At 71.7% G+C, this 15,847-nt stretch carries 13 protein-coding genes; 5 read left to right on the forward strand and 8 right to left on the reverse strand.

All coding sequences use genetic code 11. The features are described from left to right. The first annotated feature begins 2 nt into the window (after positions 1-2). A complete protein-coding gene (locus ACQZOG_RS25305; protein ID WP_033273804.1) occupies positions 3-1,004 on the forward strand; it encodes a TIGR03842 family LLM class F420-dependent oxidoreductase in 1,002 nt (333 codons plus the stop codon). A gap of 27 nt (positions 1,005-1,031) precedes the next feature. Continuing rightward, on the forward strand, positions 1,032-2,555 hold the full coding sequence (locus ACQZOG_RS25310) for an NCS1 family nucleobase:cation symporter-1 (RefSeq protein ID WP_033273803.1): 1,524 nt from the start codon (positions 1,032-1,034) through the stop codon (positions 2,553-2,555). A gap of 36 nt (positions 2,556-2,591) precedes the next feature. On the opposite strand, the gene ACQZOG_RS25315 is transcribed toward ACQZOG_RS25310, so the two are convergent. From ACQZOG_RS25315 to ACQZOG_RS25325, 3 genes are all read right to left on the reverse strand, one after another. Continuing rightward, the gene (locus ACQZOG_RS25315) at positions 2,592-3,452 is read right to left on the reverse strand and encodes a CAP domain-containing protein (protein ID WP_430741835.1); all 861 of its coding nucleotides are present in this window, start codon (positions 3,450-3,452) and stop codon (positions 2,592-2,594) included. 371 nt (positions 3,453-3,823) lie between these two features. After that, the gene (locus tag ACQZOG_RS25320; protein ID WP_033273801.1) at positions 3,824-4,492 is read right to left on the reverse strand and encodes a hypothetical protein; all 669 of its coding nucleotides are present in this window, start codon (positions 4,490-4,492) and stop codon (positions 3,824-3,826) included. A gap of 288 nt (positions 4,493-4,780) precedes the next feature. After that, entirely contained in the window at positions 4,781-5,845 is a 1,065-nt protein-coding gene (locus ACQZOG_RS25325; protein WP_033273800.1) for a lipoate--protein ligase family protein, read from the reverse strand. Between the two features lie 232 nt (positions 5,846-6,077). Between ACQZOG_RS25325 and ACQZOG_RS25330 the strand changes: the two genes are divergently transcribed. After that, positions 6,078-7,250 carry a hypothetical protein gene (locus tag ACQZOG_RS25330; RefSeq protein WP_033273799.1) on the forward strand — a complete coding sequence of 391 codons (1,173 nt, stop codon included), beginning with the start codon at positions 6,078-6,080 and terminating at the stop codon, positions 7,248-7,250. A gap of 16 nt (positions 7,251-7,266) precedes the next feature. On the opposite strand, the gene ACQZOG_RS25335 is transcribed toward ACQZOG_RS25330, so the two are convergent. The 5 genes from ACQZOG_RS25335 to ACQZOG_RS25355 form a co-directional block, all read right to left on the reverse strand. Continuing rightward, entirely contained in the window at positions 7,267-7,878 is a 612-nt protein-coding gene (locus ACQZOG_RS25335) for a class I SAM-dependent methyltransferase (protein WP_033273798.1), read from the reverse strand. Between the two features lie 148 nt (positions 7,879-8,026). Then, positions 8,027-9,052 carry an ABC transporter ATP-binding protein gene (locus tag ACQZOG_RS25340; protein ID WP_230229432.1) on the reverse strand — a complete coding sequence of 342 codons (1,026 nt, stop codon included), beginning with the start codon at positions 9,050-9,052 and terminating at the stop codon, positions 8,027-8,029. Then, entirely contained in the window at positions 9,049-11,022 is a 1,974-nt protein-coding gene (locus ACQZOG_RS25345; protein ID WP_033273797.1) for a dipeptide/oligopeptide/nickel ABC transporter permease/ATP-binding protein, read from the reverse strand. Before ACQZOG_RS25345 ends, ACQZOG_RS25340 begins: the two co-directional genes overlap by 4 nt. Further along, complete coding sequence (locus tag ACQZOG_RS25350; protein ID WP_033273796.1) at positions 11,022-11,972, reverse strand: ABC transporter permease; 951 nt, start codon at positions 11,970-11,972, stop codon at positions 11,022-11,024. The genes ACQZOG_RS25345 and ACQZOG_RS25350 overlap by 1 nt, the downstream gene beginning before the upstream one ends. A gap of 75 nt (positions 11,973-12,047) precedes the next feature. Continuing rightward, positions 12,048-13,601 (reverse strand): ABC transporter substrate-binding protein, encoded by a 1,554-nt coding sequence (locus ACQZOG_RS25355; RefSeq protein WP_051747838.1) that lies wholly within the window; start codon positions 13,599-13,601, stop codon positions 12,048-12,050. A 202-nt stretch (positions 13,602-13,803) separates the two neighbouring features. Between ACQZOG_RS25355 and ACQZOG_RS25360 the strand changes: the two genes are divergently transcribed. Together ACQZOG_RS25360 and ACQZOG_RS25365 are read left to right on the forward strand one after the other, a co-directional pair. Next, on the forward strand, positions 13,804-14,556 hold the full coding sequence (locus tag ACQZOG_RS25360) for a FadR/GntR family transcriptional regulator (RefSeq protein WP_058917287.1): 753 nt from the start codon (positions 13,804-13,806) through the stop codon (positions 14,554-14,556). Positions 14,557-14,810: 254 nt separating this feature from the next. After that, positions 14,811-15,830, forward strand: a complete 1,020-nt coding sequence (locus ACQZOG_RS25365; RefSeq protein ID WP_430741836.1) for an acetylxylan esterase — start codon at positions 14,811-14,813, stop codon at positions 15,828-15,830. The last annotated feature ends 17 nt before the right edge of the window (positions 15,831-15,847 follow it).

Genomic DNA, 15,847 nt, shown 5'->3' on the forward strand with positions numbered 1-15,847 from the left:
GCATGGACTTCGGCCTCGTCCTGCAGACCGACCCGCCGGCGTCGCGGGTGATCAGCCTGATGAAGCGCGCCGAGCGCAACGGTTTCACCCACGGGTGGACCTTCGACTCGGCCGTGCTGTGGCAGGAACCCTTCGTCGTCTACAGCCAGATCCTCGCCAACACCACGACCCTGAAGGTCGGCCCGATGGTCACCAACCCGGGCACCCGCACCTGGGAGGTCACCGCCTCCACCTTCGCCACCCTCAACGACATGTACGGCAACCGCACCGTGTGCGGCATCGGCCGCGGCGACTCCGCGATGCGCGTCGCCGGACGCAAGCCCAACACCCTCGCCCGGCTCGGCGAGGCGATCGAGGTGATCCGCGACCTCGCCGAAGGACGCGAGGCCGAGGTCGACGGACAGCGGATGCGCCTGCCGTGGGTCCGCGACGGGAAGCTCCCGGTATGGATGGCCGCGTACGGGCCCAAGGCGCTCGCCCTCACCGGGCGGAAGGCCGACGGCTTCATCCTCCAGCTCGCCGACCCGTTCCTCACCGAGTGGATGGTGAAGGCCGTGCGGAACGCCGCCGCCGAGGCCGGCCGCGACCCGGACTCCGTCACCATCTGCGTCGCCGCCCCCGCCTACGTCGGCGACGACCTGGCGCACGCCCGCGAGCAGTGCCGCTGGTTCGGCGGGATGGTCGGCAACCACGTCGCCGACCTCGTCTCCCGCTACGGCGACCACTCCGGCATGGTCCCCGAGGCGCTCACCGAGTACATCAAGGGCCGCGAGGGCTACGACTACAGCCACCACGGACGGGCCGGCAACCCGTCCACGGACTTCGTGCCCGACGAGATCGTGGACCGTTTCTGCCTGCTCGGCCCGCCCGAGGCGCACATCGAGAAGCTCCGCGCACTGCGCGACCTCGGGGTCGACCAGTTCGCGGTGTACGACATGCACGACGCGCAGGAAACGACGATCGACGCGTACGGCGCGGAGATCATCCCGGCACTCGGAGACTGACCCGGTACCACTGCGAAAGGCACGCCCATGACCGCGACCGTCCCGCCCGCGCCTTCAGAGAACCCGATACCCGACCCGGCGGGACGCGTCGAGCTCCCGCCGGGCGCCGTCCTCGACGACGCCCGCTTCGTCAACGACGACCTGCTGCCGGTCCCGCTGGCCCGCCGCCGCTGGACCACGTACAACTTCACCGCCCTGTGGGTGGGGATGGCGCACAACATCCCCTCCTGGCTGCTCGCGTCCGGACTGGTCGCGCTCGGCATGGACTGGAAGCAGGCCGTCTTCACCATCGCGCTGGCCAACGTCATCGTGCTCGCGCCGATGCTGCTGACCGGTCACGCGGGCCCCAAGTACGGCATCCCGTTCCCGGTGCTGGCCCGTGCCTCCTTCGGGCTGCGCGGCGCCAACCTGCCCGCCATGATCCGCGCCGCGGTCGCCTGCGCCTGGTTCGGCATCCAGACCTGGATCGGCGGCCAGGGCATCTTCGTGCTGCTGGGCAAGCTGTTCGGCGGCTGGGCCGAGGCGTCGGAGGTGGGCGGCCAGCCGTGGACCCTGTGGGTCTGCTTCGTGCTCTTCTGGGCGCTCGAACTGGCCATCATCTACCGGGGGATGGAGGCGCTGCGCCGGTTCGAGAACTGGGCGGCGCCGTTCGTCATCGTCGGCGCGCTGGTGCTGCTGGTGTGGGTCGCGAACAAGGCCGGCGGTCTCGGGCCGCTGCTGGACCAGCCGTCCCGGCTCGGCTGGGGCGCCGACTTCTGGCCGGTGTTCTTCCCGTCCCTGATGGGCATGATCGCCTTCTGGTCGACGCTCAGCCTCAACATCCCCGACTTCACCCGCTTCGGCGCGGGGCAGCGCGCCCAGGTGTGGGGGCAGACACTCGGACTGCCCACCACCATGACCCTGTTCGCGCTGCTGTCGGTGTTCGTCACCTCCGGCTCGCAGGCCGTCTACGGGGCGGCGATCTGGGACCCGGTGGAGCTGGCCGCCAAGACCGACAACGTCTTCGGGCTGCTCTTCGCGCTGATCACGGTGCTCGTCGCCACCATCTCCGTGAACATCGCGGCGAACGTGGTGTCACCCGCGTACGACCTGGCCAACCTGGCGCCGAAGTTCATCAGCTTCCGCACCGGGGCGCTGATCACCGGGGTGGTCGGCGTGGTCATCATGCCGTGGAAGCTGACCGAGACGCCGGAGCTGTACATCTTCACCTGGCTCGGGCTGGTCGGCGGGCTGCTCGGCACGGTCGCCGGCATCCTCATCGCCGACTACTGGATCGTGCGGCGCACCCGGCTGGACCTGACCGACCTGTACACCCCCGGCGGACGCTACTGGTACACGTCCGGCTGGAACGTGCACGCCGTGGTGGCCTTCCTGGTCGGCGGGGTGCTCGCGGTGGGCGGCTCCCACTCGGCGCCCGGCAAGGGGCCCTTCCCCGAGGACGGGCTGATCCCGTTCCTGAAGCCGCTCGCGGACTACGGCTGGGCGGTGGGCCTCGCGGCCTCGCTCGTCGTGTACGTCGGCCTGACGGCGGGGACACGGCGGCGGGTGTGAGGACTCGCCGCCGCGTCCCCGGCGGCCTCGGCAGGGTCAGCGGGCCGTGCCGAAGTCCTGCGTCCAGTAGGTGCCGGACAGGCCGACGCCGATCTCCTTGAACGAGCAGTTGAGGATGTTCGCCTTGTGGCCGGGGCTGGTCATCCAGCCCTGCATCACCTGCTCCGGGGTGGAGTACCCGTAGGCGACGTTCTCGCCGTAGGTGCTCCAGGTGTACCCGGCGCGGGTGATGCGCTCACCGGGGTCGGAACCGTCGGAGCCGGTGTGGGACATGGTGCCGGTCGACGCCATGTCCTCGCTGTGCCGCTGGGCGGCCGTGTTCAGCGTGGAGTTCGCGGTCACCGGGGCGCAGCCGGCCTCGGCCCGCTCCTGGTTGACCAGTTCGACGACCTGGGCGACGGCGCCGGAGGCCGTGGCCGTGGGCTTCGGAGCGGAGGTGGTCGGCTCGGGGGCCGCGGTCGTCGGCTTCGGCGCGGTGGTGGAAGGCGCCGGAGCGGCCGTGGAGGGCTTGGGAGCCGCAGTGCCGGGCTTCGGGGCCGCCGTGGTCGTGGAGGGGGCCGCGGAGGCCGGCTCGGTGGCCTTCTTCTTCGGCTTGTGCGAGGGCTTGCCGCCGTGGTGCTCGCGGGCGTCCTCGGAGGGGCTCGCCGAGGCGCTGGGGGAGTCCGAGGCCACCGGCGACGGGGCGCCCTCGTGCTGGCTGCGCCAGCGGCTGTACCAGCCGGGGCCGTCCCAGCGGTCCTCCCCGACGGACGGCACCGAGGTGGCGCGGTCCTCCCGCTGCCCGCCGTCCGGCCAGTCGGTACAGGCCATGGCGACCGAGGGTATGCCGATGACGCCGACGGCGACCGCGGTGACGACCGTCCGCCGGTACTTCTTCTGCTGGCGATGGATTCCCATACGTGACCTCACCCCTGGGTGTGCGGAGGCTGGTCATTCTTCGGACGGCCCGGCGCGGGGCGCAAAGGGCTCACGTACTACCCGGCTTCGTAGGTCATCCAGGCCCTTGCGACGCGCGGGAGAGCATGCCGACCGGCCCTCGGAGGGGGGCCGGGAGCGTCTGCCGACACGTCAGAAAGCGCCATGCGGCGACGAAGCGCGGGCATCCGGATCCCGGCAGGACGGCCACCTGTGCGGGCCCGGTCCGCGTTCCCGTCAAGACGGACAAGTCCCCCATGTCGCCGCGGCCCCGCCTACTAAGCGACCCGGTCAGATCGGTGACGCGCTGTGACAGATGTCACGGAACCATTGGTTCCGGATGCGGTTCCGGGTCAGCCCTGGGTCTTCTGCAAGGCGGCCACCGCTTCCTTGGCGGCCTTGATCGCGCCCTTGTTGATCTCTTCCGTGTCCGGCGCCTTCTTCGACTCGAAGTCGCTGCCGTTGTACGTGACGATCACCAGCGCGTTGGCGGCCCGCGCCACCACGACACCCTCACGCGTGTCCTGCTTGTCCTCGGTGGTGAGGTTCACGACCGAGTACGCCGCGTCCCCGACCCCCGGGACGGCGCCCCCGCCGCTCTTCTCCGCCAGCCGCCCGTCGTACGACTTCTCCGCGGCCTCGTCGGAGGCCAGCACCTCGAAGGACACGTCGAGCCAGCGGTAGTCGTAGCCCTTGAGGGCGTTCCACGAGCAGGTGCGGCGCAGGTCGGAGTCCGTGGACGGTATCTCCTTGCCGGCCGACTTCGCGCCCGGCACAAGGGACTTGACCGTCTTCGCGGACAGCGCGGCGCACGGCTCGGGCGCCGCGGCGTACGTCTTCACCGCCTGCGTCTCGGACGGGGCGGTGGGCGACTGCTGCGAGGCGGTCTTCCCGGTCGGCTTGTCCTCGGAGGTCTCGGGCGTGGCCAGCGGGCCGGAGGACAGCGCCCATCCGGCCGCGGCGAGGACGACCACCGGCGACAGACGGGCGGTCAGGGCGATCGGCAGAGGAAAGGAACGCACGGCGCACTTCTCGTGGGGGACGGTGCGGAGAGGGTCCGCACTGCGGACGGGACGCCAGTGTCACACGCTTCGTCAAGGTGCGGAAGGGTTCAACTCGCTCCGTAGGCACGCGGTGACCGCGCGGTTCCGCATCGGCGGCCGCTTGCCGCAGTTCCTCTGCGAATAGGGGGATTTGAGCGTCAGGGCACCCGCGCGACCCATTCCGGTGCGGTGAACTCGGGCCGCGCCGGTTCCCGAGCGCGCGCCAGATCACCGTACGGCGTCGTCACCTGGCGCGGCACCCGGCGTTCACGGCACGCGCGCGGTCCACTCCTCGGTCGCGAACTTCGTCCGCACCAGCTCCTCCGCGCGGGCCAGCTCCTCCGCCGTGACCTCGCCCGTGGTGAGACCGTAGCGACCGCGGAAGGAGGCGACCATGTTCTCGATGACCTGCTCCCGAGCGAGGCCCGTCTGCCGGCGGAGCGGGTCCACACGCTTCTTGGCGCTCTTGGTGCCCTTGTCGGACATCTTCTCCTTGCCGATCCGCAGCACCTCGAGCATCTTGTCGGCGTCGATGTCGTAGGACATCGTCACGTGGTGCAGGACGGCTCCGGGTCCGCCCTCGGGGCCCACCACGCGCTTCTGGGCCGCACCGGCGATCTTGCCGGCCTCGGTGGCGATGTCGTTCAGGGGTTGGTACCAGGCCCTGATACCCATGTCGCCGAGTGCGCCGAGCACCCAGTCGTCGAGGTAGGCGTAGCTGTCCGCGAAGGAGAGGCCCGAGACCAGGGACTCCGGCACGGACAGGGAGTACGTGATCGTACTCATGGGCTCCACGAACATGGCCCCGCCACCGGAAATGCGGCGCACCACGGTCATCCCGTGCTTCGCCGCCCCTTCGGGGTCCACCTCGTTCCGCAGGGACTGGAAACTGCCGATCACCACGGAAGGCGAGGCCCACTCCCACACCCGCAGGGTCGGGGCCCGCCGCCCGGCGGCCACCTCGGCGGTGATCACCTCGTCCAGCGCCATGTGCAGGGCCGGCGCCTGCGGCCCCATGTGCACCAACTGCCAGTCGTAGTCGCTCCACTCGGTCGCGTGGGACAGAGCGCGCCGGACGGCGATGCCGATGCCCTCCGCCGTCAGCCCGAACATCACGGTCGACTCCGGCAGCGCCGCCGTGATCCGGGCGGCCAGCCCCGCGGCGTCCGTCGACGAGGGCGCACCCTCGAGGGCCGCGTTGATCGAGAGGATCGCCTCGTCCGGCTCCAGGAAGAAGTCCCCGGAGACGCGCACGTTGCGCAGGGCACCGTCCTCGACATCCAGATCCACGACGACCAGCTTGCCGCCGGGCACCTTGTACTCGCCATGCACGGCTCGGTCCCTTCCGTTGCGCTGCACACATCCTTCGGATCGCACCTCAATGCTCGCCCGTGGTGATCGGACGCGCAGGACTTCGGCGCGTGCGGTGCCGCCCGTCCTGACTCCGCGGGGCCGGCACACGGCAGGAACTAAAGGGCAGTGAAGCTGCCCGCCGGTCTTCCTCACCAGGCCTTTCCTCCTGCGCCGCCGGGGCCCGAGCCTTGGTGAGGAGATCTGTTCGGCGGTGACCGGGAAAGAGAGTGACCTGATGTACGCGAGGCTGCCGCGGCGGCAGGGCCCGCTGCCGGAACAGACCGCAGAAACGAACAGGCGCCTTCCGGGCCCGGCCATCGGACCCGTCGCCCACCGGCACGGCACCGGCGACGCGGCGGCCGCCCACCTGGCCGCCCTGCAGCGCAGCGCCGGCAACGCGGCGGTCGCCCGGACGCTGAGCCGCACCCCTGTGCAGCGCTACGCGGGTCCGGCCGAGGAACGGGACGTCGCGGACACCGCCTCGTACGACCGGATCTCGCAGAACGGGAAGATCGCCGTCTCCGGCCGTCAGGAGGCCTACGCCGATGCCGCGCTGATCGACAAGGCCAATGGCGCGCTGGCTGCGCTGGACCGGGTCCGCATCCGTCTCGAAGCGGGCCGGGAGGTGAGGATCGACGGCAGGATGCTGCGTCGGGTACTCCCCGTCTTCGCCACGAGGGAGGCGGCCGAGGAGGCGCGGACGAACCCGGACCACGAGCCCATCGCGGGCGAGGACGCGCAGACCAGGCAGAACAAACTCGCCTCCTACCGGCAGAGCGTGGTCGAGCCGCCGGCCGCTCTCGGCCGCCTGCTCGAGGACGTCACCAGACTCCTGAACGCACGCAGCCCTGACAAGCGGGCTGTCGGAGAGGTTCATCAGCGGCTGCTCAGGCTCGCGCTGGACGCCCTGGGAGCGGACTGGGCCGCCGGGAACGTCCCGGTGGACCCTACCCGTGACACGACCGAGTACCTGAAGACAGCGGGGAAGGTCATCGGTGAGATCGTCGTGAAGTACGCCGACTCCCGGCAGCCGGAGAGCGCGATCCGGGACCTTCTCATCACGATGCCCAACGACTGCCAGGCCGGCGCGCAGCGGCTGCTCGGAATCGCGGGGGGCGACCTCCAGCAGGCACGTCCCGATCCCGCGATCGGTGAGAACCACTACGTGAACCTGAGCGACATGAACGGCCGGTGGAACAACCACTTCGCCGCAGTGATCATGCGCGACGGGGACGACAGCCTCACCTTCGAGACGGCGGCGGACAGCACCAGCCCGATCGGAGAGGGAAAATCCCTCGGCTACTTCGCGCTGTACGGCAGGCACGGCACGGACCAGTCCTTCGGCGCGGACCTCCGCCGGCAGAACGCCGGGGGAGGAGGCTGAGCGGGCGGCTGGTGCCTCAAGGGGAGAGGCGGTGGACGCTGACCGCGTAACCGCCGCCTTCGTAGGGGGCGGCGTCCCAGGTGGCGAAGCGGTCGACGAGCGTGAGGCCGGCCGCGGCGCCGTAGGCGTCGTACTGCGGCAGCGTGAGGGTGGGCGGTACGGGCAGGTGGGCGGCGTCCAGGCCGAAGCCCGCGACCAGCAGGCCGCCCGGGCGCAGGGCCGCGGCCAGCCGGGCGACGACGGTGGCCTCCGTCCCGGGGGTGAGGAGAGGGAGGACGTTGCCGGCGGCGACCACGACGTCGAAGTCCGCGGCGATGCCGAGCGCGGCGGGATCGAACGCGGCGAGATCGGCCCGGAAGAAGGGCAGGTGCGGCGCCTCGGCGCGGGCCACGTCCAGCATGGAGGCGTCCAGGTCGACCCCCACGCAGTCGTACCCGAGCTCGGCCAGCCTGATCATGACCCGGCCGGTGCCGCAGCCCGCGTCCAGCACCCGCGCCCCGGCGGGTGCCAGGGCGGCGCAGAAGGCCGCCTCGCCGTGCACGTCCTTCCCGCTGCGGGCCAGCGCCTCGAAGCGGGCGGCATACGCGCTTCCCGTGGTCCCACCGGTCAGTTCCTGCCAACGGCTCATGGGACCGACTATAGGTCGGCCGTGGGCCGGCCACGGATCAGCCCGCGCCTGCCGAGGACAGGGACGTCCGGGGGACGCCCTTGTGCCCCGCAGGACCCGGCCACGCGCGTGACGCCGGCGGGGGACGGTCCGCCCGCCGGCGCGGGCGTCAGACGGCGCCGGCGGCCGGGACCGCGGCGCCCTCGGCGGCCGGCTGCGGGTGCACGCAGTGCCAGCGGTGGCCGTCCCCGTCCCCCGACGCGGGCGGGAACGCGGCCGCGCAGGCGTCGTCCGCCTTCCAGCAGCGGGTGCGGAACGGGCAGCCGGACGGCGGGTTCGTCGCCGACGGCACCGGGCCGTGCAGCACGATCCGTTCGGGACGCTCCAGCAGGCTGGGCGTGGCCGACAGCAGCGCCTCGGTGTACGGGTGCCGGGAGTCGCCGGTGACCCTGGCGGCCCCGCCCTCCTCCACCACCCGGCCGAGGTACAGCACCGCGATCCGGTCGGCCAGGTAGCGCACGGTCTGCACGTCGTGCGAGATGAAGACCATCGCCAGGCCGAGCCGGGCACGCAGGTCCACCAGCAGGTTGAGGATCTGCGCGCGCACCGACACGTCCAGGGCACTGGTCGGCTCGTCGGCGACGATCAGCTCCGGCTCCAGCGCCAGGGCGCGGGCGATCGCCACCCGCTGGCGCTGCCCGCCGGACAGCTGCCCGGGCAGGGCCTCCAGCGTGTGTCCGGGCAGGCCCACCAGGTCCAGCAGCTCCTCGACGCGCGACTCACGCTCGGCGCGGGTGCCCCGCCCGTGCACGTCCAGCGGGTCGCGCAGGATCCGCCGTACCGGCAGGCGCGGGTTCAGGGCGGTCGACGGGTCCTGGAAGATCACGCCGACGCTCGCGCCGAAGCGGGTGCGGCGTTCCGCGGCCGGCATCTCCCACAGGTCCTGGCCCTTGAAGTACACCCGGCCCTCGGTCGGCCGCTGGAGCCCGGTGACCACCCGCGCCAGGGTGGACTTGCCGCAGCCGGACTCGCCGACCAGCCCCAGGATCTCGCCGCGCCGCACTTCCAGGGAGGCGTCGGTCAGGGCGTGCACGGCGTCCCGGCGCAGGATGCCTCCGCTGCGCGCCTTGTGCCGGACGTGGATGCCGTCGAGCCGCACCAGCGGGTCGGTCATGGTTTCCTCGGGGGCGTTCATCGGGCACCCTCCAGCGACTTGGCCGACGGGCGCACGGGCGCCGGGTGATGGCAGGCGAACAGGTGGTCGGGGGAGTCGCCGCGGTCGGTGGCGGGCGGCGGGGTGGTGGCGCACAGCTCGGTGGCGGCGGTGCAGCGCGAGGCGAACCGGCAGCCGGCGCCGAACGCCTTCGGCGCGGGCACCACACCACGGATCTGGTGCAGCCGCTCGGCGCCCGCCTCCAGCGAGACGACGGAGCCCAGCAGGCCCCGGCTGTAGTGGTGGGCCGGGTCGGTCAGCAGGGAGCGGGTGTCACCGGCCTCCGCGACCTGCCCGGCGTACATGACCGCGACCCGGTGGGCGAGGTCGCCGACCAGAGCGAGGTCGTGCGAGACCAGCACCATGGCGAAGCCGAGCTCGTCGCGCAGCCGCACCAGCAGCTCGACGACCTGGGCCTGCACGGTCACGTCGAGCGCGGTGGTCGGCTCGTCCGCGATGAGCAGCCGCGGGCTGCGGGAGAGCGCCATCGCGATGAGCACGCGCTGACGCTGGCCGCCGGAGAGCTCGTGCGGGTAGCTGCGCAGGGTGCGCTCGGGGGACAGGCCGACCAGTTCGAGCAGTTCGGCCGGGGTGCGGGTGCCGCCCCGGGAGGTGAGCCGCTTGAGCTGGGTGCCGATCAGCACCGACGGGTTCAGCGACGACATGGCGTCCTGGTAGACCATCGCGATCTCCGGACCCATCAGCGCCCGGCGTTCCTTCGGCGACAGTTTCAGCAGGTCGCGGCCCCGGTAGAGGATCTCGCCCGACGCCACGGCGTTACGGGCCAGCAGGCCCATGACGGCCAGGCTGGTGATCGACTTGCCGCAGCCCGACTCGCCGACGAGGCCCAGCGTCTCGCCCTCGCGGACCGTGAAGGAGATGCCGTCGACGACGGGGATGTCGCCGTACCGGTCGGGGAAGCGGATCGACAGGTCGCGTACGACGAGCAGGTCGGCGGCGTCCTCGGCGAGCGGCGGCACGGCGGGTTCCGTGGCCTCGATCCGGACGGCGAGTTCGGTGAGCGCGGCGTCGGCGGCGGTCCGGTCGGCGGCGGGCTCGGCGGCGGCGATCTTCTCGACGGTGTCGCCGCCGTCGGCGCGGGCCTTGTCCGGGGAGGCGGCGGCGTCCGTCATGCCCTCGGACAGGACGTTCAGGGCGAGCACCGTGATCAGCAGGCACAGGCCGGGGAAGAGGGTCGCCCACCAGCCGCCGGAGAGCAGGATCTGCCGGCCGTAGGCCAGCACGCTGCCCCAGCTGGGGTCGGGGTCCTGCACGCCCGCGCCGATGAAGGACAGGCTCGCCTCGAAGATGATCGAGTCGGCCACCATGACGGTCGCGAACACCAGCACCGGCGCCGCGCAGTTGACGGCGACGTGCCGGGCCACGATGTAGTGGCGGCGGGCGCCGATGACCTGCTCCGCGGCGACGTAGTCCTCGCCGTACTGCTCCAGCACGTTGGCCCGGACGACCCGGGCGAGCGAGGGCGAGTAGACGAAGGCGATGGTGAAGATGATGACCGGGACGCTGGCCCCGAACACGGCGACCAGCACGGCGGCCAGCGCGATCGGCGGGAACGACATGACGACGTCCAGCGTGCGCATCACCGACTCGTCGGCGAACTTGCGCGAGGTGGCCGCCAGGGCGCCCAGGGACGAGCCGACGGCCAGCGCGAGGAGGGTCGCGCCGAACCCGATGACCAGGGAGTAGCGGGCGCCGTGCACGACGCGGGCGAACACGTCGCGGCCGGCCCGGTCGGTGCCGAACCAGTGGTCGGCGCCCGGCGGCAGGGCCGGGGTGCCGGTGGCGAGCGGGTCCTGGGTGAGCAGCGGTGCGAAGACGGCGCCCAGCACGACGACGACGAGGACCGCGAGCGCGATCCGGGAGGGCAGGGGCAGGCGGCGCAGGCGGGTGCCGGGCCGGAGCCGCTCGGCGAGGGAGCGTGGAGCGAACATCACACCGTCCTGATGCGCGGGTTGACGAGCAGGTAGAGCAGGTCGACGACGACGTTGACCACGAGGAACGCGACGGCGATCGTCAGCACGGTGCCCTGGACCAGGCCCACGTCGCCCCCGTTGACGCCTTCGAGGATCAGCTTGCCCATGCCGGGCAGGTCGAAGATCGCCTCGATGACGACGGCGCCGCTGAGCATGTAGCCCACCTTGACGCCGAGCACGGTCAGCGGGGTGATCAGGGAGTTGCGCAGCACCGACCGGATGATCATGAAGGGGGGCAGGCCGCTGCCGCGGGCGGTGCGCACGTAGTCCCGGTCGAGTTCGGCGACCATCGAGGTGCGGATCAGCCGGGCCAGCGAGGAGGCGACCGGCAGGGCGAGGGCCACGGCGGGCAGCGCGAGGCTCTCCAGCCAGCCGCTGAAGGAGTCGGCCGGGTTGACGTAGCCGCCGGTCGGGAAGACCGGCATGTTCAGCGCGAACTGCTGGATGAGCAGGACACCGATCCAGAACGAGGGCAGGGCGATGCCGATCATCGACAGCACCCGGAAGACCTGGTCGGGCCAGCGGTCGCGGTACACGGCGCTGGTGACGCCGAGGACCAGGGCCAGCACGATGGCCAGCGTGAGGCCGAGCAGCGTCAGCTGGAGGGTGAGCGGGAACGCGTTGGCGATCCGGTCGGCGACCGGCTGGCTGGGCGCCACGGTGACCCCGAGGTCGCCCTGCACCAGATCGCCGAGGAAGGCGAAGTAGCGGACTGGCAGCGGGTCGTTGAGACCGTTCTCCTCGGCGAACGCGGCCCGCGCCTCGGGGCTGGCGCTGTCGCCGAGCGCGTTGTACGCGGGGTCGGCCGGCGAGAACTGCAGGACGACGAAGACCAGCAGGGCGATGCCGAGGATCATCACCGGCATCATCGCGACGCGGCGCAGCGCGAGCCGGAGAAAAGCAACCATCGTGAGGTTCCTAGCGATTGGGGCGGGGGCCGCCGCCCGTCACGGCGCGGCGGCCCGTCGGCCGGGGCGTGCGGGTCAGGCGCGGCCGACGTCGATGAAGGACAGCCCGGTGGTGGGCAGCGGCTTGAACCCGGTCAGCGTCCCGTCCCGCCAGGCGGTGGGGAGCTTGCGGTGCAGCACCGGGTACAGGGCGGCCTCGTCGGCGACCATGTCGGTCACCTGCGCCCACAGGTCCTTGCGCTTCGTCTCGTCGGCCTCCGCGGCGGCCTTGTCCAGCAGCGACTTGACCTTCTTGTAGGCGGCGCTGCCCGCCCAGCCGTAGCGGTTCTCCGGCCAGAAGCCGTAGTAGAACCAGCGCAGCAGCAGGTCCGCGTCGTTGCCGAAGACGGACGGGTCGCCCGGTGCGGCCAGGGCCTCGAAGTCACCCTTGTCGATCTTGGCGTACTGCGCGGCGGACTGCTGGATGTCGAGCTTGGCCTCGACGCCGACCGCGGCCCAGCTCTCCTTGATCAGCGGTGCGATGTCCTTGACCCAGCCGTTGTCGGTGAGCAGCAGCGTGAAGGAGAGCTTGCCCGCGCCCGCCTCGGCGAGCAGCTTCTTGGCCTTGGCCGGGTCGTGGCCGTAGACGGTGGAGGCCTTGTTGTAGTCGGGGTGCGTGGCCGGCACGTAGCCGGTGGCGGCCTCGGCGTTGCCCAGCAGGGCGGTGGAGATGATCTTCTCGGTGTCGAGCGCGTAGTGCAGGGCCTGGCGCACCCGCTTGTCGGCGAAGCGCTTGTCCTTGGTGTTGAACATCAGGAAGAGCAGGCCGAAGGACTGGACGGACTCCACCTTGTCCTTGCCGGTGATGCCCTTGACGTCGATATAGGGCACGTCCTCGATGGCCTGGACGCGGCCGGACTTGAGGGCGCTGACCCGGGCGGACGGGTCGGAGATCAGGTGCCAGACCATCTTCTTGGCCTTGGCGGGGTGCGGACCGTTGTACTTGTCGTACGCCTCCATGACGATCTTGTCCTCGCGGACCGCCGACACGAAGCGGTAGGGACCCGAGCCGACCGGCTTGGCGTCGAAGGCCTTGGCGTCGGCGCCGGCGATCTTCTTCGGCACGATCCGCACCACGGATATCCGTGAGGGGAAGAGCGCGAAGGCGTACTTCAGCTTGAACTCGACCGTCGCCGTGTCGACCGCGGTCACCTGGTCGATGAAGGGCACGAACTGCGCCATGAGCGAGGCGTTCTTCGGGTCGAGGACCCGCTCGAAGCTGAACACCACGTCCTCGGCGGTGACCGGCGAGCCGTCGTGGAAGGTGGCACCCTTGCGGAGGGTCGCCCGGTAGGTGGTCGCGTTGATCTTCTTCGGCATCTCGGTGGCCAGCGTCGGCCGGGCGGCCAGCGTGGCCGGGTCGAGGTCCACCAGGCCCTCGAAGATGTGCATGTTGGCGGCGAACGGGGTCGCGCCGGAGGTGATCATGGGGTCGAAACCCGTGGAGAGGGGGTAGGACAGGCCCGCCTCGATGGTGTCGGAGCCGCTGCCCGAGCCGTCGGAGCCGTCACCGGTGCTGCTCGGGCCGCCGCACGCGGAGAGGCCCGCGGTGATGGCGGTCGCCGCACCGAGGGCGCCGGTGTATCTCATGAAGGTGCGGCGGTCGACGCCGGTTGCGCTGCGCGGGGTCAAGGAACCCTCCTGGCGGGAGTCAAAGACGGGCGAAGAAGCGGAATGGCTGATTCTGTACGACGGTCCGGCGTGAACGTATCCCGTCGGAACGCATCAGACGTCTGATGTCTGATGCTTGATAGCGTGGGAACGTAGTCGGGCAAGGGAGAGGGGTCAAGAGGTGGCGGTGGGACAAAGGGCGATTCGGCGTGCCGAACCGGAACCCAAGGCGGTGCGACAGCCGTTGCGCCAGGAGGTCGTGGACGGGATCAAGTCGTACATTCTGCGCAACGAGCTACGCCCCGGCGACCCTCTGCCGACCGAACCCGCCCTCTGTGAGGCGCTCGGTGCCAGCCGCTCCAGCGTGCGCGAGGCGATCAGGATCCTCACCGCGCTCGACATCGTCGAGGTGCGCCACGGGCACGGCACCTACGTGGGCCGGCTGAGCCTGTCCGCGCTGGTGGAGAGCCTGGCGTTCCGCGGGCTGCTCAGCCCGGACGACGACTTCCAGGTGATGAGCGACCTCATCGAGGTGCGCGAGCTGTTCGAGCGGGGCATGGCCGAGCGGCTCGTCGAGGCGCTCAGCGACGAGCAGATCGACCGGCTGGCCGACCTGGTCGACGAGATGCGCCGGGCCGGCGCCGGTGAGGGGCACGGCTTCGTCGAGGCCGACCGCGCCTTCCACACCCTGCTGCTCGCCCCTCTCGGCAACGACCTCATCGGCCAGCTCTCCTCGGCGTTCTGGGACGTGTACGTCATCGTCGCGCCCCACCTCGACGTGTTCACCCACGAACACGAGGCCGCCACCATCGCCAACCACCAGCGGATCGTGGACGCGGTGCGCGACCGGGACGCCGCCGAGTTCGCGGCAGCCCTGAGCGAGCACTACGAGCCCGTGCGGCAGCGCATCGCGGAGGCCCGGGCGCGCCGCTGACCGGCGCCGACACGGCGGATGCGGCCCCGGGTGCCGGGGCCGCATCCGCCGTTCCCTGACGGCGGCGGGACGGTCCCTGTCGTCGTGGGGGAGGGGCCGTATCCCTCATGTGGGGGCGGCCCGGGCCTCACGCGGGGGCACTTGACGGTCGTCTGCCCGGGTCTCTAGGGTCCCAGGACAGCAGACATCAGACGTCTGCTCTTGACTGTCACCGCGCTGCGCCGCGCGCACGCCTCACCCACCGGGGCCCCTCCATGCCGCTCACGGACCTCACCCTCGCCGAGTGCCTCGCACTCCGCCCCGACCTCGACGAACCCGCCGACCTCGACGCGTTCTGGGCCCGCACCCTGCATACGGCTCGCGCGGTCGGGGCGCCCGCGCAGTACGTCCCCGAGGACACGGGCCTCACCCAGGTGACGACCTACGACGTGACCGTGCCCGGCTTCGCGGGCGAACCCGTCCGGGGCTGGCTGCACCTGCCCGCCGGCGCGGAGGGGCCACTCGGCTGCGTCGTGGAGTTCCTCGGCTACGGGCGCGGGCGCGGACTGCCGCACGAGCAGGTGCTCTGGGCCACCGCCGGATACGCCCACTTCATCATGGACACCCGCGGCCAGGGCTGGTCCACCGCGGCCGGCGCCACCCCCGACACGGTCTCCCTCCAGGGCGACGTGCCCGGCTTCCTGACCCGCGGCGTCGACGGCCCCGACGACCACTACTACCGGCGCGTCTACACCGACGCCGTGCGCTTCACCGAGGCCGCCCGAGCCCACCCGGCCGTCGACCCCGACCGCGTCGTCGTCACCGGGCACAGCCAGGGCGGCGGCATCGCGCTCGCCGTCGCCGGACTCGTCCCCGGCCTCGCGGGCGTCATGCCCGACACCCCGTTCCTGTGCGACATCCGGCGCGGCGCGCAGGTCGCCGGCGCACCGCCCTACACCGAGATCGCCGAGTACCTCAGCCTGCACCGCGACCGCGTGGAGCGCGTCTTCCGCACCCTGTCCTACGTCGACGCGGCCCTGCTGGCCGCCCGCGCCACCGCCCCGTCCCTGTTCTCCATCGCCATGATGGACGCCGTCTGCCCGCCCTCCACCTGCTTCGCCGCCTACCACCTCTACGGCGGCGCCAAGGACCTCAAGGTCTACGAGTTCAACGGCCACGAGGGCGGCGCCGGACACCACCGGCGCGCACAACTCGCCTGGGTGCGGGAGCGGTTCTCCACCCCCCGGCCCGCCGACCCGGGCGTCTCCACCCTGCACGATCCCCAGCTCGCCTGACCCCCTCACCGAGAAGA

This window comes from Streptomyces sp. P13-3-3, assembly GCF_050571355.1.
GTDB classification, from domain to species: domain Bacteria; phylum Actinomycetota; class Actinomycetes; order Streptomycetales; family Streptomycetaceae; genus Streptomyces; species Streptomyces althioticus.